25 protein-coding genes are annotated in these 21,192 nt (G+C 39.6%); 15 read left to right on the plus strand and 10 right to left on the minus strand.

Features of this window, described 5'->3' with window-relative positions; genetic code table 11:
• Positions 1-205 precede the first annotated feature (205 nt).
• The 7 genes from GUY17_RS12215 to GUY17_RS12245 all read left to right on the plus strand — a co-directional run bounded on the left by GUY17_RS12215 (position 206) and on the right by GUY17_RS12245 (position 5,025).
• Positions 206-922, plus strand: a complete 717-nt coding sequence (locus tag GUY17_RS12215) for an SIMPL domain-containing protein (protein ID WP_162023308.1) — start codon at positions 206-208, stop codon at positions 920-922.
• A 4-nt stretch (positions 923-926) separates the two neighbouring features.
• A complete protein-coding gene (locus GUY17_RS12220) occupies positions 927-1,472 on the plus strand; it encodes a histidine phosphatase family protein (RefSeq protein WP_162023309.1) in 546 nt (181 codons plus the stop codon).
• 95 nt (positions 1,473-1,567) lie between these two features.
• Positions 1,568-1,834, plus strand: coding sequence for a Rho-binding antiterminator (locus GUY17_RS12225; RefSeq protein WP_162023310.1), 267 nt, complete (start codon positions 1,568-1,570; stop codon positions 1,832-1,834).
• Positions 1,835-2,001: 167 nt separating this feature from the next.
• A complete protein-coding gene (locus GUY17_RS12230) occupies positions 2,002-2,439 on the plus strand; it encodes an acyl-CoA thioesterase (protein ID WP_101086928.1) in 438 nt (145 codons plus the stop codon).
• A 182-nt stretch (positions 2,440-2,621) separates the two neighbouring features.
• Positions 2,622-3,284: a response regulator transcription factor gene (locus tag GUY17_RS12235; protein WP_101086927.1), complete on the plus strand. Its 663-nt coding sequence runs from the start codon at positions 2,622-2,624 to the stop codon at positions 3,282-3,284.
• Positions 3,284-3,898 carry a DUF938 domain-containing protein gene (locus GUY17_RS12240; RefSeq protein ID WP_101086926.1) on the plus strand — a complete coding sequence of 205 codons (615 nt, stop codon included), beginning with the start codon at positions 3,284-3,286 and terminating at the stop codon, positions 3,896-3,898. Before GUY17_RS12235 ends, GUY17_RS12240 begins: the two co-directional genes overlap by 1 nt.
• Positions 3,899-4,179: 281 nt before the next feature.
• On the plus strand, positions 4,180-5,025 hold the full coding sequence (locus GUY17_RS12245) for a D-hexose-6-phosphate mutarotase (protein WP_101086925.1): 846 nt from the start codon (positions 4,180-4,182) through the stop codon (positions 5,023-5,025).
• Between the two features lie 182 nt (positions 5,026-5,207).
• Here GUY17_RS12245 and GUY17_RS21100 read toward each other — a convergent pair whose 3' ends face one another.
• The 6 genes from GUY17_RS21100 to GUY17_RS12270 all read right to left on the minus strand — a co-directional run bounded on the left by GUY17_RS21100 (position 5,208) and on the right by GUY17_RS12270 (position 10,551).
• Positions 5,208-5,381: a hypothetical protein gene (locus GUY17_RS21100; RefSeq protein ID WP_174839642.1), complete on the minus strand. Its 174-nt coding sequence runs from the start codon at positions 5,379-5,381 to the stop codon at positions 5,208-5,210.
• A gap of 198 nt (positions 5,382-5,579) precedes the next feature.
• Positions 5,580-7,298 (minus strand): bifunctional UDP-sugar hydrolase/5'-nucleotidase UshA, encoded by a 1,719-nt coding sequence (ushA, locus tag GUY17_RS12250; RefSeq protein WP_101086924.1) that lies wholly within the window; start codon positions 7,296-7,298, stop codon positions 5,580-5,582.
• 312 nt (positions 7,299-7,610) lie between these two features.
• Positions 7,611-8,279, minus strand: a complete 669-nt coding sequence (locus tag GUY17_RS12255; RefSeq protein ID WP_162023311.1) for an alpha/beta hydrolase — start codon at positions 8,277-8,279, stop codon at positions 7,611-7,613.
• A gap of 130 nt (positions 8,280-8,409) precedes the next feature.
• The gene (locus GUY17_RS12260; RefSeq protein WP_101086922.1) at positions 8,410-8,637 is read right to left on the minus strand and encodes a DUF3389 domain-containing protein; all 228 of its coding nucleotides are present in this window, start codon (positions 8,635-8,637) and stop codon (positions 8,410-8,412) included.
• Between the two features lie 99 nt (positions 8,638-8,736).
• On the minus strand, positions 8,737-9,219 hold the full coding sequence (locus GUY17_RS12265; RefSeq protein WP_101086921.1) for a peptidylprolyl isomerase: 483 nt from the start codon (positions 9,217-9,219) through the stop codon (positions 8,737-8,739).
• Positions 9,220-9,303: 84 nt separating this feature from the next.
• The gene (locus GUY17_RS12270; protein ID WP_162023312.1) at positions 9,304-10,551 is read right to left on the minus strand and encodes a lytic murein transglycosylase; all 1,248 of its coding nucleotides are present in this window, start codon (positions 10,549-10,551) and stop codon (positions 9,304-9,306) included.
• A gap of 485 nt (positions 10,552-11,036) precedes the next feature.
• Here GUY17_RS12270 and GUY17_RS12275 point away from each other — a divergent pair, with 485 nt between their 5' ends.
• Positions 11,037-11,396 carry a DUF2750 domain-containing protein gene (locus tag GUY17_RS12275; RefSeq protein ID WP_041413601.1) on the plus strand — a complete coding sequence of 120 codons (360 nt, stop codon included), beginning with the start codon at positions 11,037-11,039 and terminating at the stop codon, positions 11,394-11,396.
• A 64-nt stretch (positions 11,397-11,460) separates the two neighbouring features.
• On the plus strand, positions 11,461-12,120 hold the full coding sequence (locus GUY17_RS12280) for a hypothetical protein (protein ID WP_162023313.1): 660 nt from the start codon (positions 11,461-11,463) through the stop codon (positions 12,118-12,120).
• Positions 12,121-12,145: 25 nt separating this feature from the next.
• On the opposite strand, the gene GUY17_RS12285 is transcribed toward GUY17_RS12280, so the two are convergent.
• A complete protein-coding gene (locus tag GUY17_RS12285; protein ID WP_162023314.1) occupies positions 12,146-13,087 on the minus strand; it encodes a chemotaxis protein CheV in 942 nt (313 codons plus the stop codon).
• A 516-nt stretch (positions 13,088-13,603) separates the two neighbouring features.
• Between GUY17_RS12285 and GUY17_RS12290 the strand changes: the two genes are divergently transcribed.
• The 4 genes from GUY17_RS12290 (at position 13,604) to GUY17_RS21105 (ending at position 16,527) form a co-directional block, all read left to right on the plus strand.
• Positions 13,604-14,194: an LON peptidase substrate-binding domain-containing protein gene (locus GUY17_RS12290; RefSeq protein ID WP_101086917.1), complete on the plus strand. Its 591-nt coding sequence runs from the start codon at positions 13,604-13,606 to the stop codon at positions 14,192-14,194.
• A 137-nt stretch (positions 14,195-14,331) separates the two neighbouring features.
• Positions 14,332-14,994 (plus strand): sigma-70 family RNA polymerase sigma factor, encoded by a 663-nt coding sequence (locus tag GUY17_RS12295; protein WP_101087219.1) that lies wholly within the window; start codon positions 14,332-14,334, stop codon positions 14,992-14,994.
• A complete protein-coding gene (locus tag GUY17_RS12300; RefSeq protein WP_162023315.1) occupies positions 14,987-15,670 on the plus strand; it encodes a ChrR family anti-sigma-E factor in 684 nt (227 codons plus the stop codon). The genes GUY17_RS12295 and GUY17_RS12300 overlap by 8 nt, the downstream gene beginning before the upstream one ends.
• Before the next feature lie 683 nt (positions 15,671-16,353).
• Positions 16,354-16,527 carry a hypothetical protein gene (locus tag GUY17_RS21105; protein ID WP_011637775.1) on the plus strand — a complete coding sequence of 58 codons (174 nt, stop codon included), beginning with the start codon at positions 16,354-16,356 and terminating at the stop codon, positions 16,525-16,527.
• 242 nt (positions 16,528-16,769) lie between these two features.
• On the opposite strand, the gene GUY17_RS12305 is transcribed toward GUY17_RS21105, so the two are convergent.
• The gene (locus GUY17_RS12305; protein WP_162023316.1) at positions 16,770-17,741 is read right to left on the minus strand and encodes a 1-aminocyclopropane-1-carboxylate deaminase/D-cysteine desulfhydrase; all 972 of its coding nucleotides are present in this window, start codon (positions 17,739-17,741) and stop codon (positions 16,770-16,772) included.
• A 196-nt stretch (positions 17,742-17,937) separates the two neighbouring features.
• Here GUY17_RS12305 and GUY17_RS12310 point away from each other — a divergent pair, with 196 nt between their 5' ends.
• Together GUY17_RS12310 and GUY17_RS12315 are read left to right on the plus strand one after the other, a co-directional pair.
• Positions 17,938-18,351 carry a YccF domain-containing protein gene (locus GUY17_RS12310; protein ID WP_101086914.1) on the plus strand — a complete coding sequence of 138 codons (414 nt, stop codon included), beginning with the start codon at positions 17,938-17,940 and terminating at the stop codon, positions 18,349-18,351.
• Between the two features lie 156 nt (positions 18,352-18,507).
• Positions 18,508-18,975, plus strand: a complete 468-nt coding sequence (locus GUY17_RS12315; RefSeq protein ID WP_162023317.1) for an EVE domain-containing protein — start codon at positions 18,508-18,510, stop codon at positions 18,973-18,975.
• 187 nt (positions 18,976-19,162) lie between these two features.
• Here the strand turns inward: GUY17_RS12315 and GUY17_RS12320 are convergent, their stop codons facing one another.
• Positions 19,163-19,945, minus strand: coding sequence for a TIGR00266 family protein (locus GUY17_RS12320; protein ID WP_302476630.1), 783 nt, complete (start codon positions 19,943-19,945; stop codon positions 19,163-19,165).
• 179 nt (positions 19,946-20,124) lie between these two features.
• The gene (locus tag GUY17_RS12325) at positions 20,125-21,054 is read right to left on the minus strand and encodes a LysR family transcriptional regulator (RefSeq protein WP_162023319.1); all 930 of its coding nucleotides are present in this window, start codon (positions 21,052-21,054) and stop codon (positions 20,125-20,127) included.
• Positions 21,055-21,192: the final 138 nt, after the last annotated feature.

Here is a 21,192-nt window from a genome sequence, read left to right on the forward strand (position 1 = left end):
TCCATAAAACCAATATTCAACTCATATTCGATTATGATTGTCATTAATTTGGGTGCTTACCATTGCCAATAATCCATAATATTAGCGAAAATATTGACGTTTCATGACGGTGTGATGCGACAATTAACACGCTATAACAAAAAGTAACGTTAGCCACAAAGCCAACGTTACTCCATCACTCCCCACCTATAATAAGGATGTTGTTATGCAAAGTTCGTCTCGTAGTGCTGCTATTTTCGGAATATTAATTGCACTGGGCTTAGGCGCATTAGGCGTATTACTCAAACAAGCCATTGTTGAGTACAAGTTACTCGACCGCAGCGTCACGGTAAAAGGCCTGGCAGAAAATGAATATCCTGCCGACATCGTCATTTGGCCGATACAATTCACCGCAGCCAATAATAATCTCGATGAACTCTACAAACAGCTTGAAACACAAAACAACCAAGTGGTTAACTTTTTAGCCGAACAAAATATCGATCCCAAACAGATCACTCTCGCCGCGCCCACTATTACCGATAAATTGGCGCAACAGTATGGTGGAAATCAACCAATAGAATTGCGCTATACGGCGTCGCAAACCATTACGGTATATTCTAATGACATAGATAAAGTTCGCGGGGCTATGCCTCAATTAACTGAGCTAGGTAAAATGGGAATTGTTTTCTCACAAAATAACTATGATGCCCAAGTCGAATATATTTTCAGCCGCTTAAATGACGTTAAACCGAAAATGATCGAAGAGTCGACCACTAATGCACGTTCAGTTGCTGAAAAATTTGCTACCGATTCACAAAGCCGATTAGGTAAGATAAAAAAAGCGACTCAAGGACAATTCAGCATTAACAATAGAGATAAAAACACGCCATATATTAAACAGGTACGGGTCGTATCTACCATCGAATATTATTTAGCGGATTAACACCATGAAACAATCAATCATTAGAGCCGTTTTCGGCTGTATGAGTTTAATCAGCGTATCACTAATGGCACAGACGCCAATCGTTGCTCCGATTGCGCTTAACAATACCGCCGTAGATAGCAAGAGCAATCAAGTTATTTTTATTGTCAGACATGCCGAAAAACTTGCAGGCAAAGACCCTAGCTTATCCGCACAAGGACAATTAAGAGCCCTGCGTTTAGCTAAAGTACTGTCCAGTACGCATTTAGATAAAGTGTACACAACCGACTATAATCGCACCCGTGAGACAGCCACCGCCGTAACGCAAGATCAGCAAGTGGATTTAAGTGTTTATGACCCACGTGATATGGCGGCATTTACCCAACATCTATTAACTCAACAGGGTAGTATTTTAGTGGTCGGACACAGTAATACTTCAACAGATTTAGTTGAAGGTCTCGGGGCAGAAAAACAAATACCCATTGCAGATGCAAGTGAGTTTGATCGCTTATACATAGTGACCCTCAATGCCAACAAGCAAATGGTTTCTACTGTGTTGTTACGCTATTAACGGGTCATTGAAAGTGAGTAAATGATAGCTGGTAAATGATTGTGAGTGAGTGATGGTTTTTAGCAAAATATAGAGCAGACAAATAGGAGACGGACATGAACCCAATTAAATGTGAGATTTACGATTATATTGAGATCATCTGTTTGTATCGCTATAGGGTCAAACTAACATTAACAGATGGAACCCATCTTCAAGGTCAATTTGATCGAACATTGTATGTCAGTCGCAATCAACAAAAACATGAAGCCATTGCGGGCATTAATCAACAACAGCAAGCGATTGAAGTGATATTAACCGATATCACTTCAATTGATGTTCTCAGCAAAAATGCCTCATTTAGCCATATCTCGTTAATCGAATAGTTTACTCTACCCAACTCATCGGAATATGTACCCTAAAGGCCCGCGAAATTTGGCCCTTGGGTGACTAAACAGGCGCTACGACATCGACAGAGATCCGCGCAATACAGTATAATACGCGGCTTTTTTCGCTGAATTCTTTGTTGAACTGCATAACATTAGGTAGTTGTATGTCCCTTGCTCAAAACCCTGCTCAAACTCAAAACCATTTCCCTGATGACATTGCTGCACGTATTGCTCAATCAGAAGCGCGCGTTATAAAGGCTATTTTCCCGTCTAATACCAATCACCATAACACCTTATTTGGTGGTGATGCTTTAGCATGGATGGATGAAACAGCCTTTATCGCCGCCACCCGTTTTTGTCGTAAATCATTAGTGACCGTCAGTTCTGACCGTATCGATTTTAAAAAAGCGATACCCGCAGGCAGCTTAGCAGAGCTGATTGCTAATGTGATTCATGTTGGTAATACATCACTCAAAGTTGAAGTGAACATTTATGTCGAAGATATGTACAACGATCATCGAGAACATGCAATACGCGGAGTATTTACTTTTGTTGCGGTAGATGAAAACAGAAACCCAACCCAAGTGTGGCCACACAATTAATACACCCTTGCTAATGTAGTCAGATAGATGGCTGCATTAGCACTTTATTTACTCGACTAAAGTCTATAATTTTACGGTTTTTATTCAAATCAATCACAATGTGACATAAAGCAATAGAATACTCGATTACTTTTCTGTTACATTGAGTTTATCTTCACGTGCAACATAGAATAAAAAACGCCATGAAGCTCGAAAATTTAAACATCATCATTGCAGATGATCATCCATTATTCCGTAATGCCTTAAGGCTAGCGCTGAGTAATGCGTTTGAACAAACTCAATGGTTTGAGGCCGATAGTGCCGAAGCGTTACAAAGGGTTCTTGATCAAAAAGAGACCCCATTTGACTTAATCCTGCTGGACCTACAAATGCCTGGATCGCACGGTTACTCAACCCTGATCCACCTTAGAACTCATTATCCAGATATCCCCGTAGTGGTGATATCTGCCCATGAAGACATCAATACCATCAGCCGAGCGATACATTATGGCAGTAGCGGATTCATTCCTAAATCTGCGTCAATGGAAGCGTTGGCAGAAGCATTAAATGCGGTGTTATACGGTGATATTTGGTTGCCAAAAGGTACTCAAATCGTGCCAGTTTCTGATGACCCAACCGATAAAATGGCCAGCCGATTATCAGACTTAACCCCGCAACAATATCGCGTGTTACAGATGTTTGCAGAAGGGTTACTCAACAAACAAATTGCTTATGATTTTGGGGTATCAGAAGCAACCATCAAAGCGCATGCCACGGCGATATTCCGAAAACTGGGTGTTCGCAATCGCACTCAAGCGGTGATAGCATTGCAGCACTTAGAAATGGACAGAATTGATATCTCGTAATGCCTCAATCATTATCGCTACAACAGCTGCCTTTTTCACAAGCGTGTGAAAATAATAAACAGCCTATCTTAACCCTATTGGCAGAGTGGTTTGCCAATAGGCAACATATACTCGAAATAGGCAGTGGCACAGGCCAACACAGCGTCTATTTCGCTGAACACCTTCCTCATGTCCGCTGGCAACCAAGTGACCAACAACATTATTTACCTACCCTACAAGCTCGGCTCAATTTGCAAACACAACCCAACTTACAACAGGCAATCGGGCTTGATGTCACTCAACCATGGCCCCTGCTTGTATCTGATATAGATGCCATATTCAGTGCTAACACCTTGCACATTATGAGTAAGCCAATGGTTGAAGCGTTCTTTGCTGGTGTTGGTAGTGTATTGCTTAATTCAGGCTCATTAGCAGTTTATGGTCCCTTTAATTATCAAGGCCAATTTACCAGTGACAGTAATCAACAATTCAATTTATGGCTGCAACACAACAACCCTGATAGTGGTATCCGTGATATTGAATGGATCTGCCAGTTAGCACAACAACAAGGGCTAATACTTCAAGAAGACATCGCCATGCCAGCCAATAACCGTCTGCTACATTTTAGTAAATAACCTCAACTCTACATTAGAGATGGGTTAAATCGATACAGTGTGATGATTTCAAATCTGTAATATCAAAGCGCGTTATTTTGCTCACAAGGCGAATTGAACTCGTAATCGCTTATCTATGGCAAGTGATGCAATGCTTGGTACTGAATCAATAGCGGTTTGATGTTTACTTATTGACTAAAGTTGACCGTTCACACCCGTAAATCATCCAAACGATTAGTGACTTACTTGCCAAAAACCTTGTAAGCTATCGACTAGAATCAAAATACACAAGGACACTCGCTATGGGTTCGGTTACCACTAAAAGACATCCCAATGGTCTTGATTATGTTGCTGTTGACACAGCACTTTGCCAAGCACGTATTTTTATGCAAGGTGCACAAATAGATCAATTTATACCTGTAGGTAAAGCACCACTATTATGGGTTTCAAGTGCAGATGATTACCAACCTGGTAATGGTATCAGAGGAGGAATCCCCATTTGTTGGCCTTGGTTTGGTATGAGCGACACTCCAGGGTTTCCGCAGCATGGTTTTGCACGAAACAAAACCTGGTCGCTTGAATCAGTCAAAATGCGTAACCAATTAGTAGATTTAGTTTTCACCCTGCCCGCCAGTGAAATGGATAAACAATATTGGCCCCATAATACCCAAGTAAAGGTGTTATTCACCTTAGGCGAAACCTTATCAGTCAGCTTGGTGAATACTAATAATGGAAATGATAACGTGAAGCTTACCCAAGCATTGCATAGCTACTTTCCTATTGAAGATATTCATCAATTGCAAGCGAGTGGCTTTAGCGGGTCACAATACATTGAATTTGGTGAAGGGCCGTTTAAACAAGTCGATGATGTCGTTAAATTTGAACGAGAAACCGACAGGGTTTATACCCTATTAGGTGATACTCAGGAGTTACATACACAAAATGGCACCATTGTAGTCAGTCGCGAAAACAGTCAATCAGCGGTACTTTGGAACCCTTGGATAGACAAGTCGATGCGCCTTTCACGCTTTAATGCAGACGATTACTTAACCATGGTGTGCTTAGAAGCCGCTAACGTGTTGGAGGACTGCGTGGTGTTAGCACCTGGACAAAGTCATACATTAACCACTCATATTGGCTGGAAATAACACACCTAATTGAGTGAGATAAACAGCCATTCAGAGAACGTCATAGCTTTGTAATAGAAAAGGCAACCTAGGTTGCCTTTGTTACTTTCAAATATCCATTTACGATTTCAATACTCTGCCCAATACCATCATAAGCAATTCAACAAGCAACCTCTGATAACCGATAACTGTTTAAGTTAATATTAACTAATGCTTCTATTTTTAGATTTTTTAAACAAGCCAAACCAAAAGGCTGTTTCAAGCAATCCACCTGCCACAAAAAAAGTCACCGCTCCCGTTTGGCTACCGGCTAGATAACACGTTAGTGCAAGCACAATTAAAGTGACTAACAACAATAATCTGTAGGTACCTGTCATATTAATTTCTCTCAATCCTATACATGCACTGTTCAACAATAGTAACAAAACCTATTGATTACATTACCGCTTTATTAAACCACGAGTCAACTAAACTCTCGCCAATAAAAAAGGCAGCCGAAGCTGCCTTTGTTGCAATCTAACCTTAGCTCGGAATAATAAATGGGTACCCCATCTATTAACCTAAATTGAGTTTAATTAGTTTGCAGTAACTTCACAACCTAGTGGGCTGTTTGAGTTTTCATAAACAATGTCACCTATTGGCGCATAGTCAGCGGCAGCAATAGTGCCTTTGTCTTTGAAGAAAGTGTATAACACTTCAGCATCAACATAACCTGTTTGGATTGGGTCTAATGTTGGATAACCGTCACCGCCAGCAGCATTAAAGCTTGGTACAGTGAAGCTATATGAATCAGTGGCACTGTAATCTTTACCATTAATTTCACTGATAGCGACTGTTTGCGCAGTACAATCAACCGTCATTTTCACACCAGTGATTTGGGCATAAGCACCAGAACCACGTTGGAAAGATGCTACAGTATTAAGATACTCAGTCACTTCTGCACCTGTCATAGTGCTCAACGTTACCATGTTGCCAAAAGGCTGCACAGTTAACACGTCACGATAAGAAATATCACCAGCTTGAATAGAGGCTCGTACGCCACCAGAGTTCATCACGCCGATATCTGCACCCACTTTAGTACGCTGTGCTTCAGCAACTAAACGACCTAAGTTAGTTTGCATATTACGTACATTTGCACGCTCACCGTCTAATAATGCATCTGTAGTAGCAATAATCTCATCAAGTTGGCCTTGACCACGTTCTTGGTAATAAGAAAGTAGTGCTTTTAAATCTGCATCGGCTGTGATTTCATCAGCAACTAAAACTTTAGTTTTGTTACCTTCAGCATCTTCAACCGTTTTCTTCAAATTAACCGGAATTAACTTGTAGCTTGCAAGATGAAGCTCACCGTTGAAATATTCAAAATCAGCACGGCCAACATACTTACCCCATTCATGAGCTTGCATAATGTAAGTGCCATTTTGCATGTCAGGAGTACAAGCGTCACCAGGAGCAAACTCTGCATAGTCGTTAGTATCTGGTTCCATACATACAGGGTTTTGTGAGTGACCACCAATAATGGCACTTAAATCACCTGCAGCTAGTGCGCGAGCTAATGTTACATCGCCAGGAGCATTACTACCATTTTGCGCATCAGCATAGTGACCCATATGAGTCGTTGCGAAAATTAAATCAGCGGTATCTGCAGCTTTAATTTCTGCAATCACTTTAGCTGCTTCAGTTGTTGGGTCAGTAAAGGTTAAATCTTTAATAAATTCTGGGTTACCGATTTTAGCCGTGTCTTCGGTGGTTAAACCGATAACAGCAACACGAACACCGTTAACGTCAAACACTTTATAAGCATCAAAATAACGAGTACCGTCTGCTTTATAAATGTTTGCCGCAAGCATTGGGAAGTTTGCTACTGAACGTTGAGAATCTAATACTGCTAATGGGTTATCAAATTCATGATTACCGACAGCCATTGCATCATAGGCAATTTCGTTCATACCGATAAAATCTGGTAATGCATCTTGTAAATCAGATTCTGGAACACCTGTGTTGATGTCACCGCCAGATAGCAATAACGTTTCGCCACCGTTTGAACTGACTTCAGCACGAATTTGGTCGATCAACGTCTTACGCGCTGCCATACCATATTCGCCATCACTGTTAGACCAAAAACGGCCATGGTTATCATTGGTGTGTAATACTGTGAATATTTTACAATCTGCACCTGCTTCGGCACATGTTGTTGGTGCTACGACTGCTGTATTGTCGTCGTCACTGCCACAACCGGTTAACGCTGCTAGTACAGCCGTTGCGACTAATCCTTTAATTAACATATTTGTCATGATTTACCCCGATGTTATAATTTATATTTTTAAATCCGTGAATTATCCTATTCACGGCCAGAATGATAACAAAGATTGACGGATTTTGATGTCACTTTTATGACAGAATGTGATTTTAAATACACTATTTAACAGCAGCTTACCCTTTAACAATTCCCTGAGAAAAACAATAACCATGTTAACGGGCTTGTTAATGCAAAGTAAAAAAATGGCTTAAGCATTTTTACTGCTAAGCCATTTAAATAGATTGATTTTTTAAATACTACGTAACACCATCGATTATCCCAAAACAAGAACAATACTTATTTTGCATTATTTCAAAACTTGTTGTAACCATTGACCAATATCAACAAGTTGATTAGGTAATACGCTGTGAGCCATAGGATAGGTTTTCCAAACACTCTGATAACCTGCTGTTATCAGAGCATCATTTGCCATTTTTCCGGCAAACATAGGGACTACATCATCTTGCTCACCATGATTTTGGAAGATGGGAGTATGAATATTGGCGTCAGCAAGTTGCTCTGGCAATGCTTCTCCACCAGGTAAATAACAAGATAATGCCATAATACCTGCCAGTTTTTGTTCAAAACGCAGACCGGTAAACAAACTCATTACTCCGCCTTGACTAAAACCCGCTAAGACTATTTTATCTGCTGGTATACCGCTGCTGATTTGATCGACGATTAGCTGACGTATTGCTTGCTCAGACGCCATAACACCTTGGATATCTGCACGGTCATGCAAATCCATGCTTTTGATGTCGTACCATGAACGCATCACAAACCCGCCATTAATCGTCACAGCTTGCTCTGGTGCATGAGGGAAAATAAAACGAATACTATGCTGACTATTTAAGCCTAATACTGGTACTACTGGTGCAAAACCAGCACCAGAATCGCCTAAACCATGTAACCAAATGACACAAGATGTTGCAGGTGATTGCGGTTCAATCACGATTTTATCTAACTGAGCAGTCATATTTATTAATCCTATCAATACAGTCACAATATTAGTGGCTATCTTACGTTAATTGATTTTTAACATCGAACGATTCACGTTTAAACATCATAAATAATCTAGTGTATTCAGATAGATTTATGACTAATGGCTATTGTGCGTGGATCCCGGTGTGATCAAGTAACGCCTCTAATTGCGCTGGATTATCAAGTTTGAGACTCCACCGCACCGTCCCCGCATCGGCAACAATCACTAAACCTTGATGAAAACAGCTAATATCATCTACTGACGCAGCAAGCACCAGTTGACTATCATGAAACCGGCATTGAATCTCATGCACAGTGACAATAATTTTACCCAAAGAAAAATCAATAACCATAATAACTCACTGTAAAAACAAAAATCCCAAGTATTCACTTGGGATTTATACAAGAATTAAGTTGCTGTTAAATTAAGAATTAACAGCAAATCAATCTCATTAGTGGTGATGACCACCGGCACCATGGGCGTGGCCATGAGCAATTTCTTCATCTGACGCATCACGAGCACCGACAATTTCGATGTCGAATGTTAATTCACGGCCAGAAAGTGGATGATTAACATCAACCGTTGCCATGAATTTACCCACTTTAATGATGGTAACTTGACGTTGACCTTGTTCAGTGTTCACCACTGCAGCCATGCCAGGTTTCCATACTTTTGCGCCGACAAGATGTTTAACTGATACACGCTGCTCTGAATCTTCTTGGCGTTCACCATAAGTGTCAGCGGCTGGCGGAGTAATAGTAAACTTTTCGCCAATTTCTTTACCATTAATAGCAGCTTCGATACCAGGCATCATGTTGTCATGCCCATGCAGATATGCAATCGGCTCACGACCTTCATTTGATTCAAGCACATCGCCTTTTTCATCACGTAGCGTGTAATTAAACTGCACTACCATATCGTCTTTAATGATCATTATCGTTCCTTAACTCTAAAATTTGCCGAAGCTTAGCAAAAGCGTGCTAATGCATCCACAAAAAAGTAGCCTTTTAGGTGGCCATTATAATTTGATGCCTAATGCATTAAATGTTTGTTCGTCAGGAAATCCATCCGCAATTAGCCCTTTTTGCTGCTGAAAAGCTTGCAAACCTAGCACTGAATTACGACCTAAAATGCCATCTGGCTTACCGACATCAAACCCAGCATCATTCAGTTTTTGTTGTAACTGCTTTACCGTTTCTCGGCTTAACCTTGGCTGCTTAGGAACCGCACGTGTTAATTCCGCACCGCCATTAATTCTGTCGGCTAAATGACCGACTGCTATGGCATAAAATTCAGAGCGGTTCCAACGCATAATCACATTAAAGTTGTCATACCCTAAGAAAGCTGGACCCGTATGCCCTGCTGGTAAATATAAAGCGGCTTGCATATCTGGTGTCGATAACGGCTGACCATTAGATTGTTTAATATCAAGCGCTTGCCATTTTACTAATGGTAACGGGTGTTTACCGCCCAAGTAAGCAAACGGGTAATCAACAGGTAATAATACTTCTCGTCCCCATCGCTCATCTGCTTTCCAACCTAGGTGTTGTAGAAAGTTAGCTGCAGAAGTTAATGCATCCACTTCACTATTCCATAAATCGGCAATACCATCACCGTCACCATCTACTGCATACTTACGATAGTTAGTTGGCATAAATTGGGTGTGCCCCATCGCCCCAGCCCACGATCCAACCATTTTGTTATCTGCGAAATTATATTGCTGCTTTAACTTCAACGCTTGTAATAACTCGCCAGTGAAATAATCGCTACGCCTTGGATCGCATGCTAGCGTTGCCAATGAATCGAGCACTGGCATGCTACCTTTGTAACTACCAAAGTTGGTTTCTAGGCCCCAAAAAGCAACAATATATTGCCCAGGCACGCCATACTCTTTTGTTAGCTTAGTTAATAATGACTCATGTTTAGCCATCATTTTTCTGCCTTGTTCAACCCGCCATGGTGTGACGCGTTTGTCGAAGTAATCACCAAAGCTTGTGGTAAATTCTGGCTGCTGATTATCTAATTCAATCACCCTAGGGACAAACTTTAAATTTGCCACCGTTGTATCGATAATCTGCTGTGAAATCCCTGCCGTTTTTGCTTTTTGCTGTAAATTAATCACACAGGTAGCAAAATCGGGATGCTCTTGAACTGGAGTAACATCAACAACAGGATCGGGTGATGCCGACACAGCACAGGCACTCAATAAGGTGCTAGATACAAACATTGAAGCAATAAACACAGAAAAACGTCTTTTATGAGCCATGAACAACACTTATTTTACAAAAATGAATATTGAATATCGTGACGCATCGGCTTTCAGTAAACAAGACCTGTTAACATTAAACCCTGTTTATTTATGCCAAATTCAAGTGAAAAATAACAACACCGATGACAAGTGATTAATAATGAAGCCGTCACTCAAAACCACAGACACTCGTCTTAATCGCTGCACTTGATTTGAGTCATACAAACAGCTTGATAAATAAGCGGGTCAATAACGCCAAGACTATCGATTGATTTAAATGACCCAACGAACGACAGCGAATACAGTTACAACATTGACGCATTTAATCGTGTTAGTTTCTAATAAGAGACTAAATGCCCGATTTGCGTCTAGATTCTGGGGCAATTTAGTTTCTAAATGACCACCAAGGATCCTCATAAACAAAATTGTCATTAATTAAGCCTTTTCCTTATTCATTGAGTCCGTATAATGATGTTAATTCTCACTCATTTAAGCGATTTATCATGACAGAACAAACAGCAGCACTAACAGGCTTTATCGAAAGCGTAAAACAACATCAAGTCTTATGGGGCTTACAAGATGAAACAGGTGAAGGTTGGGTTGTATGTGACTCATCAGAATTTGAAGAAACTGATGTTATGCCACTTTGGTCAAGTGAAGCTGCTGCAAAAAGCCATTGCACTGATGAGTGGGCAGACTACAACCCAGTGACTATTACACTGACTGAGTTTTTAGAATACTGGGTAAGTGATTTAAATGATGACGGTGTATTAATAGGTGTTGATTGGGAAGCTGAACAAGAATGCCTAGAAATTGACCCTATCGTATTGGCTAAAGAATTAGTTGATTTTGAAAAAGAATAATCATTAATTGATTTGATCTTACTACCCAAGCTGTTCAGCCATTGAACAGCTTTTTGATATTATTATGCCCATGCCTACACTGATTGATATTCCTTTTGACAAACGCCACACCTGTTGGTTTTGCAACGAACCCAGTAATCATATTTTTGATTACTATAGAATGACTCACACCCCCCACCCCTCTCTAGCCATTCCTGCTTGTAAAGAATGCCATATGTTAGCCAAGAAAAATCTGCTGACCTCTATTTGGGATTGTCGAGATGCGGTTAAAGATAATTTAATGCATCTATATAGCAAAGACTTGGCGATTGGCATTAATTGGACTGAGCAAGAACTCGAAGAATCAGATTTTGATTGTATGATTTTTGGTGGATTTAAAAAAAGTGCCTGGATGATGTATCAAATAACCCAAAGTCGCATGAATGCACGGGGCTGGCCATTAAGTCTGGACGGGGTTTTACTTGAAGGCGAAATAGCGGGTGACAGTAGTCAATATCATACCGGTTTCGAATTTGACGATATAATGTTTACCTCTTTAACAAAAGCCATTAGCCACTATAGCAAGACCTTATCTTTAGACAGTGGTTTTTTACAACAACTGGTGACTTTACTTGGTAAAGCTCAATTTGGCCATGCAGTCAAAATAGCGAGACTCAATATTGGTATTACCCCAGGGCATCAACGTCGTATTCTTGACGAGTTAATCGAAGATATGGATCAATAAAACCACGTAATCATTCAATTGTGGCCTAACTAAGAATACTCCGTAAACGATCTTGAACAACGCTGACTAATAAGTCGGGCTGGAATTTAGAGATAAACTCATTACAGCCGACTTTTTTCACCATCGCTTGGTTAAAGCTACCGCTTAAAGAAGTATTGAGGGTAATAAAGAGTGCCGCCATTCGAGGATCGTTACGCACCTCAAAGGTCAACTTATAACCATCCATTTCGGGCATTTCGGCATCAGTAATCATCATTAGCAATTCATCGGCAACCTGTCTGCCTTCATCAGCCCACGATTGTAATAATCGCAAAGCTTGTAATCCATCTGACGCCTCAATAATCTCTATACCAAGTTGATTGAGAGTGTCCCTTACTTGTTTACGCGCCGTTGACGAATCATCCACAATTAATATCTTACGACCAGGCATGTAAGAAACGAGCGCTTCATCTAACACACCGTCAGATAACTTCACATCGTAATCAATAATCTCAGCTAATACCTTCTCAACATCAATAATAGACACTAATCGTAAGTGTCCTTGGTCTTCAATTTTCGTTATTGCGGTTAAGTAATTATGTCCGCCAGTGGTTTTGGGCGGCGGCATAATATCACTCCAGGTCATGTTAACGATATTCTCGACTTTACCGACTAAAAAAGCCTGCACACTGCGGTTATACTCGGTAATAATCAAGTTACAATCGTCATTCACTGGCATCGGCGAGAAACCAATCGCTTGTCGTAAATTAATCACTGGGATCGACATCCCTCTAATGTTGGCTACTCCATAAACATTATGATTACTGCCGGGTAACTTATGTAAGGGTGGCAACTTAACCACTTCTTTGATTTTAAATACATTAATGGCAAACAACTGGGTTGAGTTAATGCGAAACAACAACAATTCTAAACGGTTTTCGCCAACTAACTTAGTTCTTTGATCTACCGTATCGAGCACTTTTCTCATGAACAGGTTCCACCTAAAAACATACAAGCAACATCAAAAATGCGTCATCATTAACAAGGGTAATTATACTTAAAAAATATCATTAAACAGTGTTGAATCAGGATTTATGCCGCAAAAATAAAAAATATATATAAACAAGATCAAAAAACACCCCTAATACGTAAAATGTTTAATTCGAAACTCGAATTATTTCATCTCATAAACGTCCTACTAAAGTTAACACCAATAAAAAGACTCCTGAAACCGCGGCATCAATTCACCCTCGGTTTTGCTTTGTTAAGTCTGTCGGCTGTTATCCTAATAGATAAGCCTGTTACTGTTGTAAAACCATTTAACTCAATTAATACTTAAGACGTTCATATGAATAGCCCGTCTTGATAATGTATTTGAGCATAACTTTTCACACATAACACAATATAATTTGGCATGTTTAAACCACAGATCAAGGTGATCATTAACCTGTTTGTGTACGTACAACAGTGTAGATTATTCGTTAAAAGTCATTCAGGGGCCGTTATGATCATCCCATTATTCCCATTACCGATTTGCTTGTTACCTCAAGGATATACCCAGTTACGTATTTTTGAACCTAGATATAAACGCTTAGTATCAGAATCGCTAAAAAGTGGTGTTGGTTTTGGCTTATGTATGTTGGCTGATGATAAAAAAACCATATTACCCATGGGCACATTAACCCAGATTATCGACTTTGAAACTCTTGAAGATGGCTTATTAGGTATTAGTGTGCAAGGGCAAAAAACGTTCATTATTAACAAAATAAGTGTTGATAGTGACGGTTTAAAGCGCGCCGATGTCAGCTTAATTGATTCTTGGCCGTGCGATATCATTGAACGACAAACTGAACAGAGCCACGATCACACTGATGAGCGTAAAAAAGATAAAGCACTTAGCAATACGTTAAAGCAAATTTTACAGCAATACCCACAGCATCTTGCCCACTATTCTGAAGAAAACTTTAATGATATTGCGTGGGTTTGTCAGCGATGGCTTGAAATTATCCCATTGAGTTCCAAAGAAAAATATCAGTGTATCAATAGCCATGATCATCAATTAGCTAAATCATTCTTAGCCGACATAATAAAATAATACAGAACTGTGATCCGAACCCAATAATGCCACGTATAAGATAATGATACTGCAGCTTGTTTGAGCTCAGGATAGCCACAGCATAATGACGTAATCTCTTATGCTCAATGAGTTATTTATTGGATGCGGGTGAAATAATGGAAAATGTTCAATCACAAAGCACACAAAGTCGTTATGATAAGGGGCATCTTGCACAAAGATCCCTAATTAAACTAAGCGGTGCTATGAAATCAAACGAACCCAATCCAATGGCTGATGAGCTTGCGTCATTAATGATGCAGGTGGCTAATGATCGATGCAAAGCATCTTTTGCAAAACTTTTTTCGCATTTTGGCCCAAAAATTAACTCTTTTGGTGTTCAGCGCTTAAGCCAACAGGGCTTAGCCATGGATTTAGTTCAAGAGACAATGACTCGAGTATGGACAAAAGCCCATCTTTACAATGCAGACAAAGCAGCGGTAAGTACTTGGGTATTTACCATCATGCGTAATCAATGTTTTGACATGCTCCGTAAAGTACAACATAACCGTGAAGATTCTTTCGGTGATGATATTTGGCCTTTATTTGAGTCTGATGAAGCTGAAAACAACGACGATGATTTTTTATTATCGGCAACTTTATTGCTGCATGTAGAAGAATTACCTCCTCTACAACGCCAAGTAGTACAAGGTATTTATATGCAAGAGCTTACTCAACAAGAGTTAGCAGACAAACTTAACATTCCAATTGGAACGGTTAAATCACGACTCAGACTTGGCTTGGAAAAATTAAAAAGCTTTATGGAGAAACACTATGATTAATTACCACCCAGACCAGCATTTGCTGTCTCTCCATGCTAAAGGCGAGTTGCCGCTATCGATGTCGATTGCTATCTCCGCTCATGCTGAATTGTGTCCTCATTGCCAGCAACAACTTGACCAGGTGACAATTGCGTTGTCTGAGCAACAGTTTGAGTCGGCCGTAAAAACTCAGTCGGTAGACACTAATAATAATCAATTAGACGCACTACTCGAGCAGCTATTAAATTCAACCTTAGATACTTTAGAGGTTGAACAAGCTAGTACAGTTGATCCGATTGAAGACAATAGCGTTAGTATTAAAGGTCAGCATTATCCGCTGCCTAAGGTATTTCGTAAGCAAATTAATGCTTCTTGGCAGGGTATTGGTAAAGTCAGCCGTTTGAGACTCGATACCGGAGAGCCACAAGCAAGAGCAAGCTTGTTGCATATCGCAGCCAATGGTGAAATTCCTGAACATACACACAAAGGTGCAGAGCTAACATTACTGCTCGCAGGTGAGTTCAGCGACTGTTACAACACCTACAAGCCTGGTGATTTTATGCTGCTTGATAAAGAGCACCAACATTCACCAAAAACACTTGAAGGTTGTTTGTGCTATACCATTGTCGATGCCCCGTTATACTTCACTAAAGGGTTCAGCAAACTATTAAACCCAATTGGCGATTTACTTTACTAACCATTACGTTAGTTTCTTAAAATGTTAACGAATAACGTTTGTGTATCGACAACTTGGCCGCTATTTATCATTAAGTTGTACCAGCAATAAGGGATGATGAGTGAATTTTCGTCATCCCTTTTAACACTATCGACATCCGAGCAAGGTGAGAATTGTCGATAATTAGTCACTAATTGCTATTTTTTAATCGAAAACTGCATTAATTTGATTAAAAATTGAAAAAGACTATTGCCATATGCAAACACTCAGTATATTATCCACACAGATTTAGTTTTCTTGTTAATTTTGGTTACCTACCTGTAAGTCTGCTCAACTTCACTTCGTAAATAAACCCAAGACAAGCTTCTGTACATCGTTTTTGATTTCAATTGATTTCTGTTGATATGATAATTTAAATTATATTCACGTCATCTTGTTGTCATAAAACTATGTTTAACTTACAAAGTTAAGTACTAAATATGTATTAATTTTTTTATGGCTATATGTCATGTGACAACATCAATGTTGCAAGCATAAAATAGACCTTAATCAACTATTTACATATCAACACTTGATTAGTGAGTAAAGGATAGGTTAAGTTAAATCTCGAAACATTAATCTTTTGCAACACTAAAAAATGCCAAGGATATTTTATTGAACAATTTTCTCACCTAATGGTGAATATATAAGAAGGAGTGTGACCTATGTCATACAACATGAATGGACACGAAATTTCAGTTAGCTTTCCGGTTAACTCTATCTCGTCAAACAAGAATTCAATTGCTTTTACCGACAGCCTAGGTAAAAACAAAAAAACCTTTTCAAAACGTATTGAAGCATTAAACTTCATGAAATGGTTAATCTCTGCCAATAAGTAATACCCCCTAACGCTTTGCGTTAATCATTTGCTCTGTTATTTAATAAACTCATTTCTCGGTATTCTCCTCTCACTTACCGATGTTTATTAAAACAGGGCAAAATGAATAACTCACTCGCATCATTTTAAGTTATTCTTCAGTTTTAAACTCCAATCGAACTTTTTAAACCCAAATCTACCACTTAGAAATAATCGGCTTAATATCAACAACTTACAACAAGAAACCATACATTCATCCTGTAATCAAACCGAGTGCGAAAATTTTCGTTGGTATCTTGGCAACATTGTTTTATTTCCCAAAACTCCCCCCTGATGTATATAGAGAATATCGGTTGCATTGGCAGTTTTACTATTCAAATAATGTTGTAACACTAGAAATCCAACCGGGTCGTACAATAATTCAAATTCAATTCCCGACTGGCATACTGTATTCCACATATCAAAACAACGTCGTGATAGTTTGCCAAAATGATATTTATGACCATCATTAATAATTGTAGGAAAATAAACCTCATCGACTAATTGTGAGAATTGTTGACGTAAATATTCATCCCCTCCCACGGTACTGCAAGTTAACACCTCAATGGTAAAAACTTTCGTTAATGATAAATGAGCCAATTGTTGAGTAAGTTGTTTATTTAAATAAGCCGCAGTGGTCCCCGTACCTGAGGGTAAAAATACCTTTAGCTTATTTTTTTGTTGATCTTGCGCCCATTGAATAATTTCACAGGCAAGTTGTGTTATCCCGGTTTCGGCATACTCACAACGCCCACCTTCAGGAATAAAAAGTAATTGTTTTTTATCTGCGTAGCTTGGATTCGATGAAACAATATATTGCATAGCATCGTCTAAATGCATACTTTGAAGATTTTCAACATCGGTCAAATGACTAACATCAATAATATTGGCGCCATTTTGTATCGCAGCGGCATAATTGCCTTGAGGATGTTGTAATAAAAACTCGCTGATATGGCTTACATAGTAATCAAATTTCCACCCTTGCCGCTTAGCCAATACTGACATGGAATATAATGAGTTGGCTTGGGCCGAACCCGATGCCACTAGTTGGGTAATATGTGAATAATCATGATGCAAAAAATGATAAAATTTACGTGCTTTATTACCACTAAAATCAGCATGTAATAAATCATCTCGTTTAATGTAGATGCTGCGGCCAGCAAAGTTCATCGTTTGCACTGGGCTTATCGAAAACATGAATTGTCTCAATCAACTGTAATATGAGCATTTTAACTAAAAAATGATAAATCTCATCGATTCATTTGCGTGAATCCTCGCACTGTTCTATTTATACAATACCACAGCAACACTTAATTCTTAATAATCAACAAATTGAAAACATGGCATGGAAATGGCTTTATATTGAGAATATTGACTATTGATGGGAATGAAAATGTCTCTTTTACGCTTAATCTTTAATATTGCTTGGTTTTTAATGGGTGGTTTTGTTATGGGACTAGCTTGGTGGTTTGTTGGAGTACTGTGCTTTATCAGTATCATTGGCATCCCATTTGGTCGTGCTTGTTTTGTTATTGGCGAACTGGCTTTCTGGCCATTTGGACAAGAGACCGTTAACCGGAAACACATTTCAGGCCAAGAAGATATTGGCACTGGCACGTTAGGTTTGGTGGGTAATGTAATATGGTTTTTATGCTTTGGTATTTGGCTCGCGATTGGTCATCTAGTCCATGCTCTGGCTTGTTTTGTAACGATTATAGGTATTCCGTTCGCGTTACAACATCTTAAGTTGGCCTTATTAAGTTTAACCCCTATCGGTCAAACCGTTATTGCCAAACCGACTTATTAACATTCGTTAATAACCGCTGAATGACCACTGTTGTAAAAAGCCGATAGCATAATGCTGTCGGCTTTTTATTTGCCTAATCGTATCAGCAACGTGTACATTGCCATTCTTAAGCACTGAAAGGTTATTCAGTCACTTTAAAGACAATAATGGGATCACATGAACTATTGGTTAATGAAGTCTGAACCAGACGACTTTAGTATTGATAATCTACAGATGAGTAAGCAGCAAACTGTTGCTTGGCAAGGTATTCGTAACTATCAAGCACGTAATTATATTCGCGATCAAATTACAATTGGCGATGTAGTGTTGTTTTACCACTCTAGTTGTAAAGTTCCTGCCATTGTGGGTTTAGCAAAAATTAGCAGTGAAGCTCAAATTGATAGCAGTGCTTTTGATAACCGTTCACCGTATTTTGATGCAAAATCTAACGCTAATGCGCCTCGATGGTGGCAAGTCGATATTCAATTTATGGCCAAATTTTCTAAGCCTGTGAGCTTGAAGCAATTGAAAGCCGATCCCGCGCTGCAAGATATGGTATTAGTGGCTAAAGGTGCCCGCCTGAGTATTCAGCCCGTCACACAGTTGCAATACCAACACATTATGCAACTAACAACCTTAGAATAATAACGTTAGATTGATGACCTTGCATCGGTAACCTTGAATTAAAACAGACCAGCTTGTCAGCCGACCAGTAAACATCTTCTTTAAATCAGCCTCCTAAAGACAGCTCAGACTACGTAAACACTATTAGCTATAAATAGTCTGAGCTCAAATACTAACGGCACAGTGATAAGATCACGCAATGCCCATACTAGTTAATCATTCGCCCTATTCCGCCAAGTACAGAACCTTCACCTTGGTCTTTGCCACCACTTGATGGTGCATGAGCAATAATTCTGTCAGCCATACGAGAAAACGGTAAGCTTTGTAACCACACAGTCCCATGGCCTTTTAAGGTTGCAAGGAACAAACCTTCACCACCAAATACCATCGACTTTAATGAGCCTGCACGCTGTATGTCATAATCAATCCCGGGAGTGAATCCAACTAAACAACCTGTATCGACTCGCAATGTCTCACCGTGTAATTCTTTTTTAATCAGTGTCCCACCAGCATGCACAAACGCCATGCCATCACCTTTAAGGCTTTGTAGAATAAATCCTTCACCACCAAAGAAACCGGTGCCTAATCGCTTATTAAACTTCATGCTTACTTGCGTGCCTAAGGCTGCCGCTAAAAAGCTGTCTTTTTGGCAGATAAGTTCGCCTTGATGGTGAGCTAAGTCTATCGCCAAAATAGTGCCAGGAAATGGCGCAGCAAATGCCACTTTTCGTTTTTGTTGACCTTCATTAGTAAAGTGGGTCATAAAAATACCCTCACCCGAAATGGCGTGTTTACCTGCACCAAGTAGCTTGCCAAAAAAACCGGATTCTGGTTCAGAGCCATCACCCATTCTGGCCTCAAACATAATGTCTTCTTCGAGGTAAGTCATCGCACCCGCTTCAGCAATAACAGACTCATTTGGGTCTAATTCAACTTCAACCAGCTGCATACTAGAACCTATAATTTCATAATCTACTTCATGACTTTTCATGCTCATTTTCATTCCTTAAAAATTTATTTAATGTTTGCAGTTGCCCAATTCAGTATTAAGGCATTATTCCTTATGGATGATTTAAGGTAACAAAATGATCATCCATTTAACATGACAACATTTCAATAAAATATCCGCGTTCTGTTGCCACTGCATTTGTTTACCAATTGTGTCCATCGTTAACCTAAACCCGCACCGCTTAATCCTGATTGTTGGTGTAATTGATATTGAGCAAATTCTTGCAAAATAAGCTCGGTAAATAACTGCCCAGCTCGCCCAAGCGGACGTTCAAGTGTAGAGACTAATTGCGGTGTAAAACTAAACCGATTACCACCAATAAAATCAATCTCGATCAGTTGCCCTTGATGTAATTCTTCAGCAATTAAAAAATCCGGCATCCAACCAAAACCCAGACCTTTTAGCAAAGCATTTTTTTTCATGATAAAGCCTGACAAATAAAAGACTTTATCGCCGCCAAATTGCATTTCATCGCGGTCACGTTTACCAGGAGATGAATCTTCGATGGTTAACTCAACATGTTGTTGCAATTCAGGCAAACTAATGTCTTTAAGCTGACTTAATGGATGTTGTGATGACGCGACAAGCACGCTGGTAATAGCAGGTAGCGGTTTAGGATGATAAGAGGGGCCAGTACGATAATCCTTAACCAGCATTAAGTCGGCCTGGTCGCGCTCAAAGCGATGCTGTACCCCGCCTAAAAACTCCATATTAAGCTGCACTTTAGTCGGTATGTTGTGTTCTGACATGCGCTTAAGCGCGGTCATGATCGGTTCCATCGGTAAAGCACCGTCTATTACTAACTCAAGTTTGGGCTCCCAACCCTGACTAAAGCGACTGGCAAGATGTTCAATATTGGCTAAATGCTGTAACAGCCGTTGCCCTTCGGCCAAAATAACCTTACCTTCGGGTGTTAATTCCGCTCGATAATGATCTCGATTAAATAATGTCACGCCGAGATGTTGCTCTAGTTTTTTAATCTGATAGCTTACTGCCGATTGTGCCTTGTGTAATCGCTCTGAAGCTTTTGCAAAACTTCCTTCTTCAACAAGTACCTGCAGTACATTAAAGGCATCGATATCTATTCGCATAAGATTTCCACTGTCCCGTTATCCATACACAAATGTAAAGTTAACATAACAATCTAAAAAATAGATTGTGTTGAGTTATTTATTATTCTTTTTTTTGTTGATCTTTACCACTAAATTGTAAGTTAGATCACATATTGG

The sequence above is a fragment of the Shewanella sp. Arc9-LZ genome (genome assembly GCF_010092445.1).
Taxonomy (GTDB): Bacteria; Pseudomonadota; Gammaproteobacteria; order Enterobacterales; family Shewanellaceae; genus Shewanella.

Excerpts from the sequence above, each read along its gene's own strand:
- GUY17_RS12265 (WP_101086921.1), bottom strand. The coding sequence starts at position 9,219 with ATGATCATTAAAGACGATATGGTAGTGCAGTTTAATTACACGCTACGT.
- GUY17_RS12295 (WP_101087219.1), top strand. The coding sequence starts at position 14,332 with ATGGAAAATGTTCAATCACAAAGCACACAAAGTCGTTATGATAAGGGG.
- GUY17_RS12275 (WP_041413601.1), top strand. The coding sequence starts at position 11,037 with ATGACAGAACAAACAGCAGCACTAACAGGCTTTATCGAAAGCGTAAAA.
- GUY17_RS12325 (WP_162023319.1), bottom strand. The coding sequence starts at position 21,054 with ATGCGAATAGATATCGATGCCTTTAATGTACTGCAGGTACTTGTTGAA.
- GUY17_RS12305 (WP_162023316.1), bottom strand. The coding sequence starts at position 17,741 with ATGTTTTCGATAAGCCCAGTGCAAACGATGAACTTTGCTGGCCGCAGC.
- GUY17_RS12290 (WP_101086917.1), top strand. The coding sequence starts at position 13,604 with ATGATCATCCCATTATTCCCATTACCGATTTGCTTGTTACCTCAAGGA.
- GUY17_RS12255 (WP_162023311.1), bottom strand. The coding sequence starts at position 8,279 with ATGACTGCTCAGTTAGATAAAATCGTGATTGAACCGCAATCACCTGCA.
- GUY17_RS12230 (WP_101086928.1), top strand. The coding sequence starts at position 2,002 with ATGTCCCTTGCTCAAAACCCTGCTCAAACTCAAAACCATTTCCCTGAT.
- GUY17_RS12315 (WP_162023317.1), top strand. The coding sequence starts at position 18,508 with ATGAACTATTGGTTAATGAAGTCTGAACCAGACGACTTTAGTATTGAT.
- GUY17_RS12260 (WP_101086922.1), bottom strand. The coding sequence starts at position 8,637 with ATGGTTATTGATTTTTCTTTGGGTAAAATTATTGTCACTGTGCATGAG.
- GUY17_RS12225 (WP_162023310.1), top strand. The coding sequence starts at position 1,568 with ATGAACCCAATTAAATGTGAGATTTACGATTATATTGAGATCATCTGT.
- GUY17_RS12285 (WP_162023314.1), bottom strand. The coding sequence starts at position 13,087 with ATGAGAAAAGTGCTCGATACGGTAGATCAAAGAACTAAGTTAGTTGGC.
- GUY17_RS12300 (WP_162023315.1), top strand. The coding sequence starts at position 14,987 with ATGATTAATTACCACCCAGACCAGCATTTGCTGTCTCTCCATGCTAAA.
- GUY17_RS12215 (WP_162023308.1), top strand. The coding sequence starts at position 206 with ATGCAAAGTTCGTCTCGTAGTGCTGCTATTTTCGGAATATTAATTGCA.
- GUY17_RS12310 (WP_101086914.1), top strand. The coding sequence starts at position 17,938 with ATGTCTCTTTTACGCTTAATCTTTAATATTGCTTGGTTTTTAATGGGT.
- GUY17_RS12220 (WP_162023309.1), top strand. The coding sequence starts at position 927 with ATGAAACAATCAATCATTAGAGCCGTTTTCGGCTGTATGAGTTTAATC.
- GUY17_RS12270 (WP_162023312.1), bottom strand. The coding sequence starts at position 10,551 with ATGGCTCATAAAAGACGTTTTTCTGTGTTTATTGCTTCAATGTTTGTA.
- GUY17_RS12280 (WP_162023313.1), top strand. The coding sequence starts at position 11,461 with ATGCCCATGCCTACACTGATTGATATTCCTTTTGACAAACGCCACACC.
- GUY17_RS21100 (WP_174839642.1), bottom strand. The coding sequence starts at position 5,381 with ATGACAGGTACCTACAGATTATTGTTGTTAGTCACTTTAATTGTGCTT.
- ushA (WP_101086924.1), bottom strand. The coding sequence starts at position 7,298 with ATGACAAATATGTTAATTAAAGGATTAGTCGCAACGGCTGTACTAGCA.
- GUY17_RS12240 (WP_101086926.1), top strand. The coding sequence starts at position 3,284 with ATGCCTCAATCATTATCGCTACAACAGCTGCCTTTTTCACAAGCGTGT.
- GUY17_RS12235 (WP_101086927.1), top strand. The coding sequence starts at position 2,622 with ATGAAGCTCGAAAATTTAAACATCATCATTGCAGATGATCATCCATTA.
- GUY17_RS21105 (WP_011637775.1), top strand. The coding sequence starts at position 16,354 with ATGTCATACAACATGAATGGACACGAAATTTCAGTTAGCTTTCCGGTT.
- GUY17_RS12245 (WP_101086925.1), top strand. The coding sequence starts at position 4,180 with ATGGGTTCGGTTACCACTAAAAGACATCCCAATGGTCTTGATTATGTT.
- GUY17_RS12320 (WP_302476630.1), bottom strand. The coding sequence starts at position 19,945 with ATGAAAAGTCATGAAGTAGATTATGAAATTATAGGTTCTAGTATGCAG.